Raw genomic sequence first — 20,879 nt, 5'->3', positions numbered from 1 at the left:
GAGCCGGACGTCGTCATCGCCGGATCGCGATGGCCTTCGTCTCGACGTAGTCCTCGATGCCCTCGGTGCCGCCCTCGCGGCCCTGGCCGCTGTTCTTGAAGCCCCCAAACGGCAGCTCCGGGCGGTTGGGGAAGGCGTCGTTGACTCCGATGACGCCGAACTCGAGACGTTCCATCGCGTCCCAGAGCCGGTTGAAGTCCGCGCCGAACACGTACGCGGCGAGGCCGTACGTGGTGTCGTTCGCGCGGGCGATCACGTCCTCGCCATCGTCGAACGGGTAGACGGGAAGCACCGGCCCGAAGGTCTCCTCGGAGGCGATCTCCATCCCCTCGTGCACGTCGGTCAGCAGGGTCGGCTCGTGGAAGGCGCCCCTGAGCCGAGGGTCGTCCGGCGTCCAACGGTTGCCGCCGACGAGCACGGTCGCCCCCTTCGCGACCGCGTCCGCGACGTGCCGTTCCACCTTGGCGAGGCCGGCGAAGTCGATCAGCGGCCCGGTCGTCACCCCGGCGGTGAGCCCGCGCCCGAGGCGCAGCGCGGCGATCCGCTCGGCGAGCCGGCCGGTCAGTTCGGCCACCAGGGAGCGGTGCACGAACAGCCGGTTGACCGAGATGCAGCTCTGGCCCGCGTTGGGGAACTTCGCGAACATGAGGTTGTCGACCGTGCTGTGCAGGTCGGCGTCGGGAAAGACGATGGCCGGCGAGTGGCCGCCCATCTCCAGCGAGACGCGCCGCAGCACGGCGCCCGGCCGGCGGGCCAGGCTCAGCCCCACCTCGGTGGAGCCGGTGAAGCTCACCTTGCGGATCCGGGGATCGTCCATCACCGCGTTGACGACCTCGGCGGGCCGCGAGGTGGTGAGCACGTTCAGCACGCCGGGCGGAAGCTGCTCGTTGATCAGCCTGGTCACGGCGACCGCGACGAGCGGGGTCTGCTCCGCCGGCTTGGCCACCACCGGCGAACCGGCGGCGAGCGACAGCCCGATCTTGCGCAGAAGCATGCTCGCCGGGAAGTTCCACGGAGTGATCAGCAGCGCCGGACCGACCGGGGAGGTGAGGACGAGGCCGCGTCCGTTGGCCGAGGACGGGGTGATCCGACCGTACGCGCGACGGCCCTCCTCGACACCCCACTCGAGCATGGCGGCGCCCCGGAGGATCTCGCCGTACGCCTCGGCGTACGGCTTGCCGTTCTCGACCGACAGCAGCCGGGCGAGTCCCTCGGCGTGGGCGCGGATGGCGTCCACGGCGGCCCGCAGCCGTGTGGCCCGTGCCTCGGCGGCCTCGGCGCGCCAGCCGTCGTACGCGGCCACCGCCGCCTCGACCGCGGCTCGGGCCTCCGACTCCCCCGCGTCGGCGGCCCGCCCGACGACCTCGAGCGTCGCCGGGTCGAGTACGTCGAACGTCGTCTCGGCCGTCGTCCACTTCCCGGCGACGAGCAGGGTCCGACCGGGCTCGCCGGGCAGCAGGTCGGCGTCGAATTCTGCGGTGGCGGGTTGACCCACGACACTCACTCCTCTTCCTGCGTCTGAAATCGAGTCTGGGTACGCGCGCGGTCCGGGCTCGCCCCGGCCGCGCTGGATATCGACGAGGTCGGCACCGGTTCGACAACGGCGGTGCCGACGGTGGAGATCGCGCCACCCCGGGACTGCCCGAACAGGTGCAACCTTGTTCCGGTGGCCCCGGTTCCGGCCGGTTCGGGCGCGACCCAGACCGTGAAGTCGTCCTTGACCAGGTCCATTCCCCGGTACGAGGCCGACAGCTCCCGCAGCACGCTGCCGGTGCCGCCGTACTCCAGTGCGCCCCGGGCCAGCCAGGCCAGCTTCAACAGCCCGTGCACGATGGTCCCGGGCAGACCACTGGCCCGTGCGGCGGACTCGTCGTAGTGCGCCTCGTAGAGGTCCTCGGTGGCGACCGCGTACCGGACGACGTCCCGGGGAGACACGGTGGCGGTGAAGACCCGGGTCGCGCCCTCGGGCAGCTCCGCCCCGGTCGGCCGGCCATTCCCGGTCGGCCGCGGACCGGGTGAAGCTGACGGGGCTGTCGGTGACTGCGGGAACCGCCGGATCGCGGTGTACCGGAGCTTCGCCACCTCCGCCCGGGAGTCGGCGGTCCGGCGGTACACCGTCTCGATGGTGTAGAGCTCCAGCCGGCCGGTCCGGCCACGCTTGACCTCGACGTCGACCACCGTCGAGTTGCGTTCGAGCGCCTCGCCGACCCGTACGTCCGCCAGCCAGCGGCACGCGTTCCCGCCGTTGAGCCGGGCGGGCGCGTCCGGGATGCCCAGGTCGAAGGCGTCCACGTACTGCGCGCTCAGGAAGGACGGCGGAACCAGCTCGGCCCGGCCGTCCACCGGCAGGTAGGGGTGCTGGACGAGCCCGGACACCTCCCGGACCCGCTCGGCCCGCCAGCGCTCGCAGACGAACGGCGCCCAGCCGGTGCTGTTGCCGACGATCGCCGACGGGTCATGCATCGGGTCCTCCCGTCGGGCCGTGCTCCTCGGTCAGCCAGCTGGCCTCGCGCAGCGCGTTGCGTACCTGTGGGGCGATCGGCTGGTCGAGTTCCTCGCCGATGTGCGCGAGCAGCCCGGCGGTGCGGCTGATGATCGCCAGTCCCCGGTGCAGGTGCCAGGGGATGCCGACGCCGAGCAGGATCGTCGCGGCCGCGCCGGTGGCGTTCACGACGAGTCGACGACCGGTCCGTTCCTCGATCGCGGCGCCGACCGCGGCGAGCCAACCGGTCTCCTCGACCGCGACGCCCAGCTCGCTCGCGACCTCCAGCAGGCGGATCGCCCGAGGATCACCGTCGCGGTGCAGCCCGTGCCCGAACCCGGGCACCCGCCGGCCGTCGTCGAGGATCCGGTTGACCGCGCGCTCGGCGGCGCCCCGGGGACCGGTGCCGGCGCGTACCTCGGCTCCGATGTCGGCCAACAGCTTGCCGGCCTGCTCCATCGAGCCGAGCAGCGAGCTGCCCGCACCCAGCACACCGGCGGCCAGCGCGCCCTGGAGCGCGTCCGGCGCCGCCGAGTAGGTCAGGCGGGCGGCCAGGGCGCTCGGCTGCATCCCGTGGTCGACCAGGCTGACCAGCACGGCGTCCACCGCTCCGACCTGCGCGGCGGAGGGCCGCCGACCGGTCACGGTGAGCAGCAGCGTCTCGGTGTACGAGGTGTGCCCGATCAGGTCGTCGACCAGGTCGTAGCGGCGCAGTTCGATCCGCTGGGCGTTCGCGTGCCCGACGTTCGTGGAGATGCCGAAACCGGGGCGGTGCAGCGCCGGCTCGGATGCCGTACCGCTCATCGGCCGGCCTCACCGGTGGTGAAGGCCAGCGCGTCGAGCACCACTGTCCCGCCGTCGACCACCCGGATCGGATTGCACTCGATCTCCCCGATCCCGACCGCCTCGTCCCGGACGACGGCGTCCAGCCTGGCCAGCACGGCGCCGAGATCCTTGGCCAGCCCCGGTACGTCGACCGCCGCCTGCCCCTCGAACTGCGCCGCGAGCTTGAGCCGCCGCAACTCGTGCTCGACGTACGCCGGGTCGTACGGCGGTACCAGGGTGCGTACGTCGTCGATCTCGTTCGCCCAGATCCCACCGCTGCCGAGTACGGCGCGACTGCCGAAGGTCGCGTCGGCGAGTACCCCGACGATCAGCTCCGGTCCGGCCGGTACCTGCTCGACGACCAGCGCCTTCGTCATCCCGAACTGCCCGGTCATCCGCTCGTACGCCGCGGCGAGCCGGTCCGGGCCGTCGAGCCCGACCTCGACCGCGCCCTGCCGCGCGCGATGCGCCAGGAAGGGCTCGACGAGCTTGAGTACGCAGGGGTAGCCGACCTTCTCGGCCGCCGCCAGCGCGCCCGGCCCGGTGGTGACCTCGACCCGTCGCGGCGTGCGGACACCCAGCCGGTCCAGCAGCTCCATCGCCCGCGCCTCGTCGAGGCCCTGCCGCTGGCCGTTCCCGAACCGGGGCAGATCGTCGCCGACCGTCCCGCCGAGGTCGACCGCCGTCGTCGATCCGGACCTGCCCGGCGCCTGCCGCTGGCCGCGTCGAGCGGCCCGGACGAGTCCCATCCCGCGCAGTGCCCGGGCCGGGTCGGCGCCGACCACCAGGCCGGCCTGGGCGGCGGCGAGGCGGATCCGGTCACTCACGCCGAGCCAGGACAGCACGAGGGGATTGCGCAGCTCGGCACGCGTCCGGACGAGGATGTCGATCAGGTCCTCGCCGAGGTACTCCATGCTGCCGAGGAAGACCAGCAACGTGTCGACCGAGGGGTCGCGGTCGAGGATCCGCAGGGTGTTCGCCATCAGGTCGACGTCGTTGATCACCTGGGCGGTGAAGTCGATCGGATTGGTCAGCCCGGCGAACGCCGGCAGCGCCGCCCGCAGTGCCCGCATCGTGTCGTCGGTCAAATCCGTCAGCGGTACGCCGAACCGGTCGCACGCGTCCGACAGGTACGCCGCGGCGCCGCCGGAGTTGGTCGCCACCGCCAGCCCGTCGACCGGGGTGTCGATGGTCAGGGCGCGGGCGACGTCGACCGCGTCGTCCATGCCCCGCAGCCGGACCGCGCCGAACCGGTCGAAGACGGCGTCGAAAGCACTGTCCACACCGGAGAACTGCGCGGTGTGCGAGGCCACCGATCTGCTTCCCCGCTCGGACGCGCCGGACTTCAGCAGGAAGACCGGCTTGCCGGCGGACTGCAACTCGCCGAGCGCGACCGCCAGCTGTTCACCGCTCGCCACGCCCTCGACGTACCCGATCACGGCCGAGGTGGCGGGATCGGTGGCGAGGTAGCGGAGGTAGTCGGGGAAGGTCACACCCGCCTCGTTGCCGGTGGCGATGACGTGCGAGAAGCGCCCGCCCGCCCAGTACGCCTCGGTCAGCAGGTTGAAGGCGGTGCCACCGCTCTGCGAGACGAGAGCCACCCCGCCCGCCTCGATCGCCGGCATGGTTTCGAGGGTCGTCGCGAACGTCGCGAAGGAGCGGTGTGCGAACGACGCGAGCCCCAGGCTGTTCGGTCCGGCGAGCGCGATTCCGGCCGATTCGGCGATCTGCGACAGCCGATCCTGTAGCGCCTTTCCGTCGGCGCCGCTCTCGGCGAATCCGCCGCCGAACACCACCGCCGCCCGCGCCCCACGCTCGGCCGCCTCCTCCAGCGCGGCCACCGCCGCCTCGGCGGGAATGCAGATGACGAACAGCTCGACATCCGCCGGCAGCGAGGCGATGTCCGGATAGCAGCGCATGCCCTGCACCGATTCGTACTTGGGGTTGACCGGGTAGATCGACCCGCGGTAGCCACGCTCGGCGAGGATGCGCAGCGGGCGGCCCCCGATCCGGTCCGGACGGTCCGACGCGCCGACGACGGCGATGCTCGCCGGCCGCAACAGGTAGCGGATCGACTCGTACCGCAGAGTCTGCATGGGTTCTCCGTTCCGAGGGCCGACCGCCCGCAGCCAGGACGAACGGGGCCAGGGCCGGTGGTGATGATCGCAGAGTATGTGTACCGGGTGTTGTGATTGTCAACAGTCTCGTGCGACGTCGGTCGTCGGCGGGTCGGCCACGGCGGCGGCGCGAAGCAGGTCCGATCGGCGGGACATCGACACGGCTACCCGCCTCGGTACCGCGCACCATCGACCCGGGGCCACCGCCGGGGCCGGCGCCGGGGCACGGCCGGCCCGGGGCGGTCCGAATCCGGCGTGGCAAACTTGCCCGCATGGTGGAAGCGACCGCAGGCGGGGAGACGCTAGCGACGGATATGGTGATAACCGAGCTGCTCTCATTTCGACTGCACCGGGTGGTCAATGCATTCGAGCGCAGCGCGGCGCTGCTCTTCCGTCGGGAATTCGACGTCAGCCTGGGTGAATGGCGGGCCCTGGCACTGCTCGGCGGCGGCGTGGCGAGCACCACGAATCGCATTGCCCGACTCGCCGGCATCGACCCCGCTCAAATGAGCCGTATCGTCACGAAGCTCGTCGACCGCGGTTTTGTCGTCCGCTCCAGCGGACCCGGCAACAGTTCACCGATCTCCCTGACACCGGCCGGCCGGCGGACGTACCGGGGGCTGATCGCCGCGGCGCGGGCCCGGAACACCGCTTTCCTCGCCGCCCTCACCGAGACGGAGATCGTCCACCTCAACAGCGCGCTGGAGAAGCTGGCGACCCTCGCGATCGCCATGGAACGGACCGGGCCCGACTGCGAAGGCGGCGCGGCCGGGGACATCACCCGCTGATCCCGGGTACGTCCTCCTGGAATTAGCGCCGGGTCAGGCGGCTGACCGGCGTTGCGCGCGCGAGTGGCCGTACGCGGCAAGGGCGTGGAAGGCGGCCTTCGGCGTCCACGAGCCGTCCGGCAGCACCCGCACGATCCCGCGTGCGGCCAGGTCGAAGTCGCGCTCGGGGTCGTCGGTGGTCGGCAGGTGCCGGTTCGCGAAGGTGTACACGAACGCCGCCTCCACCCCACCGGCCTCGTAGTCGCGCAGCAGGTCCACGATGTAGCGGGCCTGGCCCTCCTCGTCGCGCTCCAACTCCGCGGTGAGCTTCGCGGCGCGGCCGTGTTCGTCGTACGCCACCGGCTCCGCGCTGCCCGCGTTGTCGGCCGCGCCACGGAACGTGCAGCAGCCGAACTCGGTCGCGGCATACGGCTTGCCCTGCCCCACCGCAGCCGCCAGGGTCTGCGGGAACGCCGCCGCGTTGGTCGCGTCGCGGTACCCGGCGTCGCTGGCGATGATGTCGAACGGCGCCCAGTCCACGGCCTCCAGCGGGATCGAGGCGTAGCCGACCGGCCCGCCGAACCGCTCCCGCACCTTGGGCACCGCCTCGACGAGGAAGTCGTGCACCGCCGCGCGCGCGGCCGGAACCGCCTCCCGCATCCGCATCGGGTCGGTGAACAGCGCCATGCGCTCGGCCAGGTCGCGGCCGGGCAGGAAGCCGTCGGTGAACATCGCGATCTCGGAGCCGGTGAGGTACACGACCGATGCCCCGCTCCGCCGCAGCCGCTCGGCCCGCTCCGCGCCGTCGAGCACGAACGCCATCAGCCCGTCGCGGTCGAGGCCGTTGGTGAACGGGCAGTACCACACCTCGAGCCCGACCTCGGCGGCGAGCCTCGCGGTCAGCTCGAGCCGGTCCTGGATCCCGCCGGTGATGCGCACCGCGTCGCAGTGCAGCTCGTCGCGGATGACGCGCAGGTCGCGCCGCACGGTCTCGTGGTCGAACGGCTCGTGGGTCGTGGACCCCGCACTCACGAAACCGGTGTCGTAGTTCATGCCGAAGACGCGCATTGGACGGCTCTCTTTCCTCGCTCCTAAGGTACCGGGCGTACCCTATAGAGTACGCCCGGTACCCTGCAAGATCTGGGCACCCCGGCGCCGGGTCGAGGCGCCGGAGCGGGTGATCCCGCACGTGCAGGACGAGGAGGTGCCCGAGTGGGCAGCGCGGCAGAGAGGTCACTCGGCACGCCGGACGGTCAATCGAGAATGGCGTACGCCTCGACCTCGACGAGCACATCGGGTTCGAAGAGATAGTCGACACCGATCGCGGACAGCGGCGGCAGTGGCCGGGGCAGTCCGAGTTCGTCGGCGACCTCTTCGATACCGGCGACGAAGTCGTCGTACTTCTCGGGGCTCCAGTTCGTGACGAAGAACCGCAGGCGCACCACGTCGGAGAAGGTGGCGCCGGCGCCCGCGAGTCCCCTCGCGGTGTTGCGCATGGCGTGGGCGAGCTGGCCGGCGAGGTCGCCGGTGGCAACGGGGTTCCCGTCGGCGTCCCGTGCGATCTGGCCCGCGACGTGGACGTGTCGGGTGCCCGTGCTGACCGACACGTGGTGGTACGGGACCGGCTGGAACATGCCGTCGGGGGTGAGTAGCTCGACTGTCATGGAGGCTCCTCCGCTCGTTCTACTAGGTATCTAAGGTCTACCTTGTATCTGAAGGAAACTTCAACGAGACTAGGTAGCGTGGAAGAAACCTCGGCTTCCGTTCCGGCTCAGGCCCAGCTCAGCGCTGAGCACCGTGAGCTGCTCGACCAGGTGCTCGACAAGTGGTCCCTGCAGGTGCTCGACAAGCTGTGCGAGCGGCCACGGCGCTTCAACGAACTCCGCCGCGCCATCCCTGTCGTGACGCAGAAGTCGCTGACGGCTACCCTGCGCCGCCTCGAGCGCAACGGGATGATCGAACGCGACATCGTGAACAGCCGACCAATTGCCGTCGAGTACCGCATCTCCGCGCTCGGCAAGACGCTTCAGGACCTCATCGACGCGCTTCTGCGGTGGGCTTCCGTCACCATGCCCGACGTTCAACATGCCCGCGAACGGTTCGACCGGTGACCAACCACGGTGAGGCGGCGGCCGTCCGGGCGTTGACACTGGCCTGGGTGAGCCGGCACCTGGAGGCCGGCGAGCGGATCGTCAGGACCGAGGCGCTGCACGGCGGTATCACTGCCGAAATGCGGAGACTGACCATCGGCACGCGGGACGGAAGCACCCGTGAACGACCCCAGCCGTGGAGGAGCGGCTGGATGCCTATGTCACCGCCGTGATGGACGCGCTGGGCTGAGCCAAGCCCGGCCGTCGTCGTTCATTCCGTTCCAATGTCCTTCCCCCGATAGAGCGGGAAAATTGCCCGATTCAGACGTTGGACGCGAAGCTCATAGTCCGTCGCGCTTCATCGCCACGACGATCCACACGTGGCGGTCGGCGTTAGTCTGGCTGAACTCGTTGTCGTAGTTGAGGCCGTAGGGCCAGAAGTGTCCCCCACCAGTACGAAGGACCGCGTTCGCGCCATCGTATTGTCGTACGAGGGCTGTCGCCTGGGCGCCGGTCCAGCTACCGCTGCCGCCGAGGGTACGCCAACCGCCACTCAGACCGACGCCCAGTGTATGGGCCGTCTCGTGCAACGCGGTCCGCTCATTCATATAACTGCGGTTGCTACCGAACCGAATGCTGCCGTTGATATTGCCGTCGGCTGTCGGGACGCCAGGTACATAGTGCACGGTGATCGACTTGCCCAGGTCGCTCAGTGCGTTGTACCGCGCGACGGCAGCGTTCATCGCCGACGTGATGCGCGCATACGCGTCCTGTTGGTCGGCAGTGGGGTTCTGTGCCCGGGCAAGAGTCCAGGTGATCGTCGCCGCCGCCGTGACCTGATTCTCGGCCGTCCGCGTGGCAGCCGGGGCGGCGTGGACCGCGCTGGGCGAAGCTATGACGCCGATGACAAGCACGGAGAGAGCTATCTGCCTGAGGCGAAGTACGATCATTGCGGTGTTCTCCTTCAACGGCGTCGCCCACGCGCCACGGCAGAGGCGAACGGTTGGCTGTCTCGTGGAATCAAGAGCGTCCGCATGATCTGATACTTCGTCGGCTGACTGGCCTTGCGCGGTCGTCACCTGACCGCGCTTGGCCTTTCTGGAGGCTCAGGTCTGCGGTGGGGCATTCTCGGCCCCAAAGGACCCACCACCTCCTCTCCGGACCGTCGCTCTGACCGGAACATCGGGCACGCGGAGTTTCAGCCGCCATGGTGGCCTGCTGTCACGAGCGGGAGTCCCCAGGCATCAGCAGGTACCGCTTGCAATGACGTTCATCAAACCCTCTTGGGTCCGAAAAGGCTCCTTCGCGGACAAGTGTTAGCGATCACACCAGACGTGTCAAGCAATCGAAGAGAGTCTCTCAGTAAAGGTCTCGGCGCCCACGACCCTACGCATGGCACAACGGGTCCAGCCGTGCGAGGCGGCGCCGAGGCCCCGCGCCCCGGCCACCGACACCACGCACGGCTCCAGCACCGACTGGCCGATCGGCGACTTACCGCCGGCCCTGCCCCGACGGCCGACGGGCGGGCCGGACGCCGCGGCGGCGCTCGCCGAATCCAGCAGGAGGTGGCCCAAGCGCGGTGCACGCCCTTCCGGAGAGCTTCCGGAAAACTTCAGGTCCGGCCAACCAGGGAGAGATCCAGATTCCACCAGCCGCACCGGGCGCCAGCAGCGGAGCTACATGTCAGAACCACTGATCGTCCTCCTGGCGGTGCTGGCCGATCCGGAACACTTCCGGAAGTTGTTGACGTCCCGGAATCATCGCTGTAATACTTTGATCCATTGGGGTCGATGCGATCCGACATGGTCGGGCTGTCCGTCGGCCTCGCCGCTCACCCCCACATGTCCGGACCGGACAACTGGCACCGCCCGCGTTCCGCCCCGCGCGGTCGGCCACGCATTTCCAAGGAGGACCTCGGTATGTTCGGCACCTTCGGCACCCCTCGCCCCCCGAGCACCCCACGCCGATTCGGCCGTACCGCCCGGCTGGTCGTCCTCGCCATCGCCGTGGCGACGGGTGGTACCGCCATCGCGGTCAACGCGACCCCGTCCAGCGCCGCCGCCTGCAACGGTTACGTCGGACTGACCTTCGACGACGGACCGACCGGCAGCACCAGCGCGCTGCTGTCCGTACTGCGCAACAACGGCGTTCGGGCCACCATGTTCAACGTCGGGCAGAACGTCCAGAACAACCGCTCGGCGGCGCAGGCGCAGGTCTCTGCCGGCATGTGGGTCGCCAATCACAGCTGGAACCACTCGCACATGACCTCGATGAGCCAGTCTCAGATGCAGTCCGACCTGTCCCAGACGAGCTCGGCGATCCAGTCGGCCACCGGCAGCCGGCCGCAACTGTTCCGGCCGCCGTACGGGGAGACCAACGCCACCCTCCAGTCCGTCGCCTCGTCGCTGGGCATGCGGCAGGTCACCTGGGATGTGGACTCCCAGGATTGGAACGGCGCCAGCGTCAGCCAGATCGTGTCCAACGCCGGCCGCCTCCAGGCCGGCCAGGTAATCCTGATGCACGACGGACTCCAGAACACCCGCGACGCGATCCCGCAGATCATGTCCAACCTCACCAGCCGCAACCTGTGCCCCGGCATGATCTCGTCGTCCACCGGTCGCGCGGTCGCACCCGACGGCAGCACCCCGCCGACCGGCGGCACCACCACTCCCCCGCCGAGCGGCGGCAACTGCACCGCGACGGCGACGACCCCCAACGTCTGGGGTGACAGGTACAACACCTCGGTGACGGTCAGCGGCGCCAGCAACTGGAGCGTGGTCGTGGCGGTAACCGCACCGCAGAGGATCACCACCACCTGGAACGGCACGGCCAGCCTGGACAGCAGCGGCACCGTGCTGACCATGCGGTCGAACGGCAGCGGCAGCACCTTCGGCCTCACCACCATGTTCAACGGAAACAGCAGCGCCCGCGCACAGATCCGCTCCTGCACCACCGGCTGACCGGCCCGCACGCCCAACCGGGGCGACCAGCTGCACTCGTACCGGCATCGCAGAGCGACCCGCCCAGGTCGCCCCGCGGTGCCGGTACGCCGTTTGGACGCCGTACCGGATCGCCGCCCTGATCCTCGACGAACCTCGGCCACACCGGGGTCGGAGGTGGGCAAGGGTGATCACCAACCGGTCGGGCCGGCTCCGGCCGGCTGTCGGCCGCAGGACGCCCGGCCGGGCGCGGAAGCGGCTCGGCGACCGGCCCGACGAGTGGAACGGCTCCGTGGGTGAACTGTCATCTCCCCGACATGGGCGAACCGATGGCGTTGGTCGTAGGACCAACGGGTTGACAGCTCATCCAGGTACCGAGGAAGCGGAGTCCCTCATGCGTCAACCATCAACCTCCCGCAGCCGTCAGCGCCGCGGAGCCGTACGCGTCGCCGCCGCCATGTTGCTCGCCGGAGCGCTGGCGACCACGGGAGCGCCGCCGGCCAACGCCGGCCAGTCGACCACGAGTCACGCCGGCAGGACCGCCGACCGGTGCGTGTCGATCCGACCCGAGACCGGCTTCTACGCGGGCGGCCGGATCGGCAGCGAGGAGCTGACGACGCCGAACTCCAGCTGCACGACGATCAGCGTCTCCCACGTCCAGGATCCCGCCAATCCGACCGACCGCTGCCAGACCTTCCTGCTCGGCTTCTGGCCACTCGTCGACGGCTCCCTCGTCTACACCGAACCGGTAACCGCCTGTGGCCGACACCGGACGGTGTTGGCCCGCAACGTGCCCAATAACGCCCAGTACATCGTCATCTACGCCATCGACTACATCGACCCCGTCATGCAGACGGTGGAGTTCCGCGTCTGGCACTGAGCTAGCGATGCCGGACCGGTGACGTAGTTCCGATCCGGAGCGCCGGTCGTCAACCGAGCCGCTCGGAAGATCCAACGACGCCCGGTCCTCGGCAGACTGATCGACGAATATCCGCAGGCAGCGTAGCCCGAGCCGGCTTTCGATCCCCAGAGTTCGACGCCGGCTCGGGCTCGCCCCCGTCTTGTCCCGGGACCCGCTGCCACTGTCGGCGCCGGTCGGAGCGGTGGGCCCGCCGGACAGGGCACGTCGACTTCCGATGATCGGGAGATTTCGCTATCATCGCCGAGTGGCGATGATAAGTGATGCCGTACCCGTCCGGCCCGGCGAAGACCTGCTACCCGCGGCGGCGCTGTTCCGTGGGCTGGCAGACCCCACCCGACTGGCGATCCTGCGTCGGCTCGCCGACGGCGAAGCCCGCGTCGTGGACCTCACCGCGGAGCTGGGGCTGGCCCAGTCCACGGTGTCCGCACACCTGGCGTGCCTACGCGGCTGCGGCCTGATCTCCGGCCGACCGCAGGGCCGGCAGATGTTCTACGCCCTGGCTCGGCCCGAGCTACTCGACCTGCTCACCGCCGCCGAAGGGTTCCTCGCCGCGACCGGCCACCAGGTCGCGCTGTGCCCGAACTACGGCACTCCCGCCCCCGGCTGTACGGAGAGCTGCGGATGACTGCGACCATCCCGCCCGACATCAGGTCATCCGCCCACTACGCCTGGTTCAGCATCGGTGCCAACCCTGGCGAAGGCATCGCGGTCGCCGCAGCCAAGGACGGTGGCTGCTGGTGACCGCCCATCTTCCGATGGTGTCGGTTGGGCCACCGCCGGCGCGGCGGGCGGTACTCACCCGACGGGTGCGGCTGTTCGTCGCCGCGACGATCACCTACAACATCATCGAGGCGGTCGTGGCGATCACCGCCGGGACCCTCGCCTCGTCGACCGCCTTGATCGGCTTTGGCCTCGACTCGGTTATCGAGGTGTCCTCGGCGGCGGCGATCGCGTGGCAGTTCGCCAGCAGCGACCCCGAGCGCCGGGAACGCACCGCCTTGCGGATCATCGCGATCTCCTTCTTCGCGCTCGCCGGCTACGTTGCCATCGAGTCGACGAGGGCGCTGCTTGTTGGAGACCGGGCCGAGCACTCCAGCGTCGGCCTTGTCCTCGCCGCCGTGTCGTTGCTGGTGATGCCGGTGCTGTCGATCGCACAGCGGCGCGCCGGCCGTGAACTCGGGTCGGCGTCGGCCGTGGCCGACTCCAAGCAGACCCTGCTCTGTACCTATCTGTCCGCAGTGCTGCTTGTCGGCCTCGCGGTGAATTCGCTGTTCGGATGGGGGTGGGCCGATCCGGTCGCCGCGCTGGTCATCGCCGCTGTCGCGGTCAAGGAGGGGCGCGAGGCATGGCGCGGCGACGCGTGTTGCTCCCCCACCGCCGCGCTACGCCCCGCGTCAGTCGGCACTGCTGGCTGCTCGGACGGCTGTTGCAGCACGGGCGAGACACGCTCATGAGCGTGCCGGCCCTCGTTCTCTACCTGCTGGGTCTCGGTCTGGCGTTCGGGTGCCGCAGCTTCGCACAGTGGCGCGCCACCGGCGACACGGGACTGCGCCTGGACGCCGGCCCGGTCGGATCGATCGGCTGGTGGGCGAGGCTTCTCTTCGTCGCCGCCCTGCTGCTCGGCCTGGCCGGTCCGCTCGCCGGACTCGCCGGACTGGCGCCGATCACGCTTGTCGATCACGGCTGGATTCAGCTGGTCGGATTGCTACTGGCCGTCGCCGGGGTCCTCGCCACCCTTGCCGCCCAGTTGCAGATGGGCGCCTCCTGGCGGGTCGGCGTCGATCCGGGCGAGCGCACCGCACTCGTCACCGGGGGCGCGTTCGCCCTGGCCCGCAATCCGATCTTCACCGCGATGACCGCGACGACCCTCGGCCTGGCCATGATGGTGCCCACCCCGGTCGCGGTTGCCGCCGTCGTGCTCCTCGTCGTGTCGATTCAGGTACAGGTCCGCGCGGTCGAAGAGCCGTACCTGACCCGCACGCACGGCGTTGCCTATGCCGGGTACGCCGCTCGCGTCGGCCGGTTCTGGCCTGGTGTGGGCAGACGGACCGTGTCGGGCCGGAACGGTGTGACGTAGCGCAGACGAGGTTCGGCCGCCTGGCCCGCCTGGGTCAGCTTCCCGTTCCGCCGATGTCGCGGCGGGGCCCGGGGCTGTTGTTCCGGGAGCCGGGTGGGCGGCCGGGCCGGGCCTGTCGGGTTGAGGTGGGAGCCGGAGATCGAGGCGGTGGGTGGCGGCGTGACCGCCACCCCGGGCCGGTGCGTTGACGGTCAGCGCCGTAGCTGCTGGGTGATCGTGGGATCGGTGATCTGGGTGTCCTTGGCCAGCATCAGTGCCTTGCTGAGAATGACGGCGAGCACCCGGTCGCCGTCGAACGGAAGGAAGACATTGCCGGTCGAGGAGCCGGTCGACTGCTTCGGCACGATGCAGAGGTACTGGTCGTTCGGGCTCATCAGGATGTTGCCCGAACCGAGATGGATCTTGTAAGTGCGCAGGTCGCCCCGGACCACGAGGAACCGACCATCGACCGTCGCCCGCTCCGCGATGGCCAGCCGGGGAACGAGGCGTTCGAGCATCTCCCGGCGGGTCTGCGCGGTACCGCTCAACTCGCCGAAGCTGTAGGAGGCCCAGTACTCGCGGAACCGTCCATCGGGACCGCCGTCCTGCCACGTCGGGTCGTTGCCGACGCTGGCCACGCCGACGAACAGGTCCACGTCGCGGAGCACCTCGCTGAGCACCAGCGGCGGCACCTCGGCCAGCGGCACCGGCTCGGTCGGCTCCGCCTCCTGGTGCACCCACTGCTCGTAGCCGCCGCCACCGGCGTGCGCGTAGTGCTCGGGCGCGTTGATCGGATAGAACCGGACCTGGTCGGTGGCGAGCCGCAGGTACGCCCCCGACTCGGTGGTGTCGGCCCCCCAGTCGTCGCCGATTCCCTCAATCCAGAACTCCGCCCGCAGCCCCCACTGCGGCAGCTCGCGGGTGGCCGGCTCGTACTCGTCGTCGACCATCAGCCGCAGCCTGTTGCGCCAGCCCCGGGCCGCGGCCAGGGCGTGGAACTGGTGCTGGCGCAGGATGTGCGCGGCATACCGGTTGGAGTAGAGCCGGGTGTTCTCCTCCGCCGCGGTCAGCAGGTAGAGCTCACGGTGCGCCTGCTTGAACGGCTGGGTCACCCGCCGGTCCTCCAGCCACCCGCGCCACGCGAGCACCTCGGCCACCTCACGGCCGATCGGGTGCCACAGCCGTACGCTCTCGCCGGCCGCGATCTCCTTGTCCTCGTGGGTACGCAGGACGCCGTCCCCATACGCGCAGGGCACGTCGTCAACCAGCCAGATCAGCCGGCGAGCCAGCGTACCGACCAGGGGATGGTCGAGATAGCGGCTACGCCACGCCTCGAACTGCCAGACCCGCTGGCCGAGGAACTGGCGGTCGAGGCGTTCCGCCTGGGCCGAGAGCATCTTCTCGACGTCCTTGACGGCGGCCTTGAACTCGGCGAGCTGCTCCGGGTGCTCGGACCGCACCGAGGCGGGTACCGACTTGACGACCTTTCCGGCACTGTTCTGCCAGGTGACCGTGACCGTTCCGGAGGTGGCGTCCAGGGTCGCCGAGGCGGCGCCGAAGTGCTCGACGCGCCGGCCCGCCTCGGTCAGCCCGTACGCCGGGACGGCGAGTTCCTCGACCTCGTCCCGGGACAGGCCCAGCGCCGCCGCCCGGGCGTCGAGGGCAGCGTTCAGCTCCTTCAGCGTGCCCTTGAAGGTGACCCGCGCGGCGAGCCGGGCGATCTGGGCGAGGGCATTCTCGGACGGAATCCGCGACAACGCGTACACCCCGGCGTTGGCGATCTTGGGGCTGCGCGGGCCGATCCCGGCGACCTTGCGCAGGGACGTCTCCACGAGCGCGCCGAGCACCCGTGGCGTCTCCGGATGCTCGGGGAGGAACGACGCCAACCAGACGAGCCCGCGCAGCGGCGTCGCGTTGTACGGGTCCAGGGACTCGTTGATGTCCTGCTCCCACTGGGTGCGGTTGAGCCGGACCGTACGAGGCCGACCGACCAGCGTGAGCCAGCTCCGCAGCCGGTCACCGGGCTCGGTCAGCCCGTCGAGCAGCCCGCGACCGGCCGTCTCCCACTTCTGCGACGGCTTGGCGCTCGTCGCGGTCGCCGCGTGCCGGAACAGCGCGTGCCACCGGGTGGTCTCGGCCGGATCGAGCGACCCGACGTCGGTCAGGGCGCGGTCGGCCCACGCCTCGCCCGGGTTCAGCGCCGGTGCGTCGAGCCTGGCCAGGAACGGCTTGAGGGCCGCGACCGAGCCCCAGTAGCCGTGCGCGACGGCGCGGCGCATCATCGCGACGACCTCCAGCGGGACCGGCCGACCGGCCTCGAGCAGAAGCTCGGCCATGTGCCGCTGCTCCGCGCCGCCGAAGTAGGCGGTGTGCCGGGCGGCGAAGGCGAGCGCGACCTCGGCCGCGTCGGGTGTCCCGGTCGTGCTGTACGGCTTGACCAGGGTCTCCAGCAGCTGGTTGATGACCTGACGCTGCTCGGCGTCGGTGACCAGGCAGCAACGCTCCAGCAGCGCCATCAGCAGCTCGGGCCCGCGCCCGGCCGGGACGAGCCGGAGGGCGTTGGCCACGCGGCTTCCCCGGCGCCCGCGATCGTTGTCGGCGGCGGCGTACGCCACGACCTCGTCGGCGAGGCTCTCGATGTCACCGCGTCGGGCCAGCTCCGCCATCGCCTTGGCACGGTCGTCCAGCGGCGTCGGCATCAGCCACCCACCAGCGGTACGAGCTTGAGGAAGGTGATCTCCGTCCCGCGGCTCAGCTCCAGCACCGTGTCCAGCTCCTCGACCTGCCGGTCGTCGACGAGTACGACGTACCCGTTGTGGGAGAAGGCTTCCAGGGCCCGGTCGGCCTGCTCCGCCGGATCCACCCGGCGGGGCTGCCTGAGCTTGAACCCACCCCGCGTCCGTTCGGTGTCGGTCGGCTGCACCAGACCGCGGAAGACGTCGCCGCCCTTCGCGTTGTGCTCGGCGACCTCCTGGAAGACGCGCCGACGGATCACCTCCCGCAGCGGTAGCCGCTCCTCGAAGATTTCCAGGTGCCACGCGGCACTGCGCTCGCCCGAGGTCGTCTCGTCGACGAAACTCACCATCGTCATGGCGCCGGAGTCTAGGGCGCCCGCCCGACAAAAGTCCGGGCCGGCGAAGCCCGCCGGGCGCGCACCGCAGGCCGGCGCGACGAGCCTGCGCTCCGGACCGCGCGGGAGAACGCCGCAGCTCACCGCTACGTCAGATGTCTCTACCCGACCTTCCAGATCGCACCGGGCAGGTCAGGTCCAACGCCCCTGGGAATCGCCCGACGTTCGATCTATCGTGGCCTCGCGCAGAGTGCGAGCCGTTCTGCGGCCCCTGCGAGCCTCGGAGGAACAGACGATGGTGTCCTTGGACCAGCTGCCCGAGATCAGGACCGAGCTCTTCATCGGCGGCGAGACCCACACTGCCGACGACACGCTGCAGGTGATCGACCCCGCCGACGGCGTGTCGGTGGTGGGCCACGCCGCAGCGGCCAGCGCCAAGCAGGCCACGTCCGCGGTCGCCGCGGCCCATCGGGCGTTCCCGGCGTGGGCGGCCCGTAGCCCACAGGAGCGGGCCGCGCTGCTGACAGCGGCACTTGCCCCGTTGGAGGCCGACCGCCCGGCAACGGCGGAGGTACTCACCCGCGAGAACGGCAAGATCCGGATGGAGTCGTTCATCGATTCCGTCGTGTTCGCGCACCGCTTCAACCTGGCCACGGGCCTGACCGACGAGCTCGAGCGCGTGACGTACCTGCCGGCTCCGCCGTACCGCACCGAGGTCTCGTACCTGCCCCTGGGCGTGGTGACGATCATCGTGCCGTTCAACTGGCCGCTGGCGATCCTGGCCGCCTCGCTGCCGCAGGCCCTGCTGGCCGGTAACACCGTCGTGGTGAAGCCGCCGCCCACCGCGCCACTGGCCACCGTACGCACCGTGCGACTGGTGGCGCAGTCACTGCCCCCGGGTGTGCTGAACGTCGTCACCGGCGCCGACGCCGAAATCGGTGCGGCGCTGATCCAGGACGATCGCGTCAAGAAGGTCTGTTTCACCGGCAGTCCGACCGGCGGCAAGCGGATCATGTCCATGGCCGCCGAGTCACTGACCCGGGTGGCACTGGAACTGGGCGGCAACGACCCCGCGATCGTGCTCGCCGACGCCGACCTCGGTACCGACGCGATGCAACGCCTCTTCGCGGGCACCTTCGACTCCACCGGCCAGATCTGCATGGCGACCAAGCGCCTCTACGTACATCGGTCGCGCTACGACGAGGTGGTCGAGGGTCTCTCCGGGCTCCTCTCCGCGACCCGGTTGGGCCACGGCCTCGACGAGGGCGTGACCATGGGCCCGCTGCACAGCCGGCGACAACTGGAGTACGTACGGGAGCTCACCGCACAGGCGCACGAGTCCGGCGCCGAGGTCCGCGAGTTCGGGCAGGCTGCCCCGGGGGCGGACATCTCCCGGGGCAACTTCCTCCGGCCGTCCCTGGTGCTCGACCCCTCCGACGACGCCCGCGTCGTGGTCGAGGAGCAGTTCGGTCCGACCCTGCCGATCCTGCCGTTCGACGACGAGGACGACGCCGTGGCCCGCGCCAACCACACGTGGTCAGGGCTCTGCTCCTCCGTCTGGACCGCGGACCTCGACCGCGCCGCGGCACTCGCGTCCCGGCTGCGGACCGGCTACACCTTCGTCAACGCCCACGGCGCCGCCCACCTCGACGAGCGCGCCCCGTTCGGCGGCTTCAACCACAGTGGAATGGGCCGCGAGATGGGCATCGAGGGCGTCCGCGAATTCATGGACACCCACTCCGTCGGCTTCCCCGCCTGACCCACGCCGCATCGACGGGAGCATGTGCCGAGGTACGGCCGACGCATGCCGTCGACGACTGTCAGGTCGGTACCGACTGGAGCGTGTCCCCGACCGGGTGGCGTGCGGCGGCCAGGGCGGGGATGGCGGTGAGCGCGGCGATGGCGAGCAGGACTCCGAGGGCCAGGGCGAGTATCCAGGAGACGGGCGCGTATCGAAGATCACCGTTGGTGAAGAACAGATACAGTCCGATGCCAATGGGGATTCCGGCGGCGATCCCGGGTACGGCGGGTAGCAGTTGTGCCACCGCCAGGCCCGTACCGGCCTGTCCGGGCGTCGCGCCGAGCGCGCGGGCGATGACCAGCGGTTGCCGGGCGTCGAGGACCGCGGTCCAGGTGCTCACGATGGCGTTGATCAGCGCGAGGACGCACGCCACGAGGGCGACGAGGAGGATCGCCTGGATGATTCGCTCGTCGCGGCGGTCGGGAAGCGTCGAGTAGCCGAGTGGTACCGGGGTGTGATCCTGCGCCTTGGCCATCAGTACGGCGGCGAGTATGGCTGTGGTGACCAGGGTGTTCACCGTGACGAGCCGGGCGCGACGGGGCCGGCGTGCGTTGATGCGTACCCCGATCAGCAGGGCGGTGGGCAGCCGGCGGGACAGCCAGATGATCCACCGTCGGCGGCGCGGCGGCGCGGCGGCGTCGGCCAGCATGTGGATGGTGTCGGTGGCGGCGGCGCGTACCACCGGTACCAGGGTCGCCGCGATGGCGATCCCGAGGGCGAGAGTGGTGGCGGCGGCCACCACGCGCAGCGGTGGTTGGACGCCGACGGAGCCGATGAGTCCGGCGGTCGGGCGGAACAGCGGTGGCGCGGCGAGCCAACCGGCGGCCAGGCCGGTGCCGGCGGCGGCGAGCCCGATCACGAGGTACTCGGCGAGGTGGACGGCGGCGATCATGACGGGCCCGGCGCCGGCGGCCTTGAGTAGCCCCACCCGGCGGCGCTGGCCGATGACCCGACCCGCGACGATGCCGGCGACGCCGGCCAGCGCGAGAACGGTCAGCAGCCAACTGCCGACCAGCAGGGCCTCCTGCGCCTTGTGGTTCAGCCGGCCGTTGACCTCCGCGATCTGCTGCCAGGTGTTGAAGTGCCAGCCGCGGAACCTGGGATCGCCGTGCGACGGGTCGACGACCGAGATGCCGGCCTGCGGGTCGGCCAGTTTCAGGTTCAGGGTGAACGTCAGTGGCGCGGTGCCGGCGAGCGTGGCGATGTCGCTGCGGTCGACCCAGACCAGGCCGCCGGCCTCGCTCAGGATGCTGCCCGGTAGGTGCCACCCGGCGTACGGGTAGGCGGGCCTGGCCGCGGTGACCGCGGTCCCGGCCACCCGCAGCGGATGGCCGTCGATGCTGACCGTGTCGCCCCTGTGCACGCCGAGGGCGTCGGCGAAGGCACGCTCGACGACCACGCCGCCGGGGCGTACCCAGGTGCCGTCGGTCACCGCCGGACGGTCGAGCGCGGCCGGGGCGGCGTCCCGGCCCTCGACGACGACCCGGACGTTCAGGTCGCGGGCGGTCAGCGCCTTGAACAGCAGGGGGTACGGTCCGCTGTGGCCGGTGACGCCGGGCGCCGTCGTCAGCGGTGCGAGGGCGGCCAGCGCCTCCGGGCCGGTGCGTGCCGGCTCCACCACCAGGTCCGGGCCCGCGGTGGCGGCTCTGGTCTGCTCGTACGGACGGCTGAGAAGCTCGTTGAGGGCGAGGCCGAGGGTAAGCGTCGCGGTCGCGGCGGTGATCGCGACCAGCAGCAGTACGGTCTCGGTCCGGCGCCGGCGCAGGTCCCGGACCAGCAGTCGGCAGACGAGCAGTAGGCGGCCGTTCAC

General features: G+C 70.6%; 18 protein-coding genes. 8 read left to right on the top strand and 10 right to left on the bottom strand.

The genetic code is table 11. The annotated features are described in order from the left end of the window. Positions 1-13: 13 nt before the first annotated feature. Genes H4W31_RS25705 through H4W31_RS25690 form a run of 4 tightly spaced genes read right to left on the bottom strand, consistent with a single transcriptional unit; the run spans position 14 to position 5,403 of the window. Entirely contained in the window at positions 14-1,495 is a 1,482-nt protein-coding gene (locus H4W31_RS25705; protein WP_318783401.1) for an NAD-dependent succinate-semialdehyde dehydrogenase, read from the bottom strand. 5 nt (positions 1,496-1,500) lie between these two features. Further along, positions 1,501-2,463: an FAS1-like dehydratase domain-containing protein gene (locus H4W31_RS25700; RefSeq protein ID WP_192769004.1), complete on the bottom strand. Its 963-nt coding sequence runs from the start codon at positions 2,461-2,463 to the stop codon at positions 1,501-1,503. Further along, positions 2,456-3,286 carry a citryl-CoA lyase gene (locus H4W31_RS25695; RefSeq protein WP_192769003.1) on the bottom strand — a complete coding sequence of 277 codons (831 nt, stop codon included), beginning with the start codon at positions 3,284-3,286 and terminating at the stop codon, positions 2,456-2,458. The genes H4W31_RS25700 and H4W31_RS25695 overlap by 8 nt, the downstream gene beginning before the upstream one ends. Then, positions 3,283-5,403 carry an acetate--CoA ligase family protein gene (locus H4W31_RS25690; protein ID WP_192769002.1) on the bottom strand — a complete coding sequence of 707 codons (2,121 nt, stop codon included), beginning with the start codon at positions 5,401-5,403 and terminating at the stop codon, positions 3,283-3,285. Before H4W31_RS25690 ends, H4W31_RS25695 begins: the two co-directional genes overlap by 4 nt. Positions 5,404-5,696: 293 nt before the next feature. Between H4W31_RS25690 and H4W31_RS25685 the strand changes: the two genes are divergently transcribed. Beyond that, a complete protein-coding gene (locus H4W31_RS25685; RefSeq protein WP_192769001.1) occupies positions 5,697-6,212 on the top strand; it encodes a MarR family winged helix-turn-helix transcriptional regulator in 516 nt (171 codons plus the stop codon). Between the two features lie 33 nt (positions 6,213-6,245). Here H4W31_RS25685 and H4W31_RS25680 read toward each other — a convergent pair whose 3' ends face one another. Further along, entirely contained in the window at positions 6,246-7,259 is a 1,014-nt protein-coding gene (locus tag H4W31_RS25680) for a hypothetical protein (protein ID WP_192769000.1), read from the bottom strand. Positions 7,260-7,444: 185 nt separating this feature from the next. Beyond that, positions 7,445-7,855 carry a Rid family hydrolase gene (locus H4W31_RS25675; protein ID WP_192768999.1) on the bottom strand — a complete coding sequence of 137 codons (411 nt, stop codon included), beginning with the start codon at positions 7,853-7,855 and terminating at the stop codon, positions 7,445-7,447. Between the two features lie 78 nt (positions 7,856-7,933). Between H4W31_RS25675 and H4W31_RS25670 the strand changes: the two genes are divergently transcribed. After that, positions 7,934-8,302 carry a winged helix-turn-helix transcriptional regulator gene (locus H4W31_RS25670; RefSeq protein WP_192768998.1) on the top strand — a complete coding sequence of 123 codons (369 nt, stop codon included), beginning with the start codon at positions 7,934-7,936 and terminating at the stop codon, positions 8,300-8,302. 320 nt (positions 8,303-8,622) lie between these two features. On the opposite strand, the gene H4W31_RS25665 is transcribed toward H4W31_RS25670, so the two are convergent. Further along, positions 8,623-9,231, bottom strand: coding sequence for a hypothetical protein (locus tag H4W31_RS25665; RefSeq protein WP_192768997.1), 609 nt, complete (start codon positions 9,229-9,231; stop codon positions 8,623-8,625). A gap of 969 nt (positions 9,232-10,200) precedes the next feature. Here H4W31_RS25665 and H4W31_RS25660 point away from each other — a divergent pair. From H4W31_RS25660 to H4W31_RS25640, 5 genes are all read left to right on the top strand, one after another. Continuing rightward, complete coding sequence (locus H4W31_RS25660; RefSeq protein WP_192768996.1) at positions 10,201-11,241, top strand: polysaccharide deacetylase family protein; 1,041 nt, start codon at positions 10,201-10,203, stop codon at positions 11,239-11,241. 373 nt (positions 11,242-11,614) lie between these two features. Then, positions 11,615-12,100: a hypothetical protein gene (locus H4W31_RS25655; protein ID WP_192768995.1), complete on the top strand. Its 486-nt coding sequence runs from the start codon at positions 11,615-11,617 to the stop codon at positions 12,098-12,100. Positions 12,101-12,392: 292 nt separating this feature from the next. Beyond that, on the top strand, positions 12,393-12,767 hold the full coding sequence (locus H4W31_RS25650; protein ID WP_192772377.1) for an ArsR/SmtB family transcription factor: 375 nt from the start codon (positions 12,393-12,395) through the stop codon (positions 12,765-12,767). A gap of 130 nt (positions 12,768-12,897) precedes the next feature. Continuing rightward, positions 12,898-13,596, top strand: a complete 699-nt coding sequence (locus H4W31_RS25645; protein ID WP_192772376.1) for a cation transporter — start codon at positions 12,898-12,900, stop codon at positions 13,594-13,596. Next, positions 13,593-14,219, top strand: a complete 627-nt coding sequence (locus tag H4W31_RS25640; protein WP_192768994.1) for a methyltransferase family protein — start codon at positions 13,593-13,595, stop codon at positions 14,217-14,219. Before H4W31_RS25645 ends, H4W31_RS25640 begins: the two co-directional genes overlap by 4 nt. A 191-nt stretch (positions 14,220-14,410) precedes the next feature. On the opposite strand, the gene H4W31_RS25635 is transcribed toward H4W31_RS25640, so the two are convergent. Both H4W31_RS25635 and H4W31_RS25630 read right to left on the bottom strand, forming a co-directional pair. After that, a complete protein-coding gene (locus H4W31_RS25635; protein WP_192768993.1) occupies positions 14,411-16,897 on the bottom strand; it encodes a DUF4132 domain-containing protein in 2,487 nt (828 codons plus the stop codon). Beyond that, a complete protein-coding gene (locus H4W31_RS25630) occupies positions 16,897-17,289 on the bottom strand; it encodes a hypothetical protein (protein ID WP_192768992.1) in 393 nt (130 codons plus the stop codon). The genes H4W31_RS25635 and H4W31_RS25630 overlap by 1 nt, the downstream gene beginning before the upstream one ends. A gap of 274 nt (positions 17,290-17,563) precedes the next feature. On the opposite strand from H4W31_RS25630, the gene H4W31_RS25625 reads away from it, so the two are divergent. Next, positions 17,564-19,027, top strand: coding sequence for an aldehyde dehydrogenase family protein (locus H4W31_RS25625; RefSeq protein ID WP_192768991.1), 1,464 nt, complete (start codon positions 17,564-17,566; stop codon positions 19,025-19,027). Positions 19,028-19,088: 61 nt separating this feature from the next. Here the strand turns inward: H4W31_RS25625 and H4W31_RS25620 are convergent, their stop codons facing one another. Next, positions 19,089-20,879 carry an FtsX-like permease family protein gene (locus tag H4W31_RS25620; protein ID WP_192768990.1) on the bottom strand — a complete coding sequence of 597 codons (1,791 nt, stop codon included), beginning with the start codon at positions 20,877-20,879 and terminating at the stop codon, positions 19,089-19,091.

This window comes from Plantactinospora soyae, assembly GCF_014874095.1.
Lineage (GTDB): Bacteria > Actinomycetota > Actinomycetes > Mycobacteriales > Micromonosporaceae > Plantactinospora > Plantactinospora soyae.
Note: the sequence above shows the minus strand (reverse complement) of the source record. Positions and strands in the feature narration are given on the sequence as shown.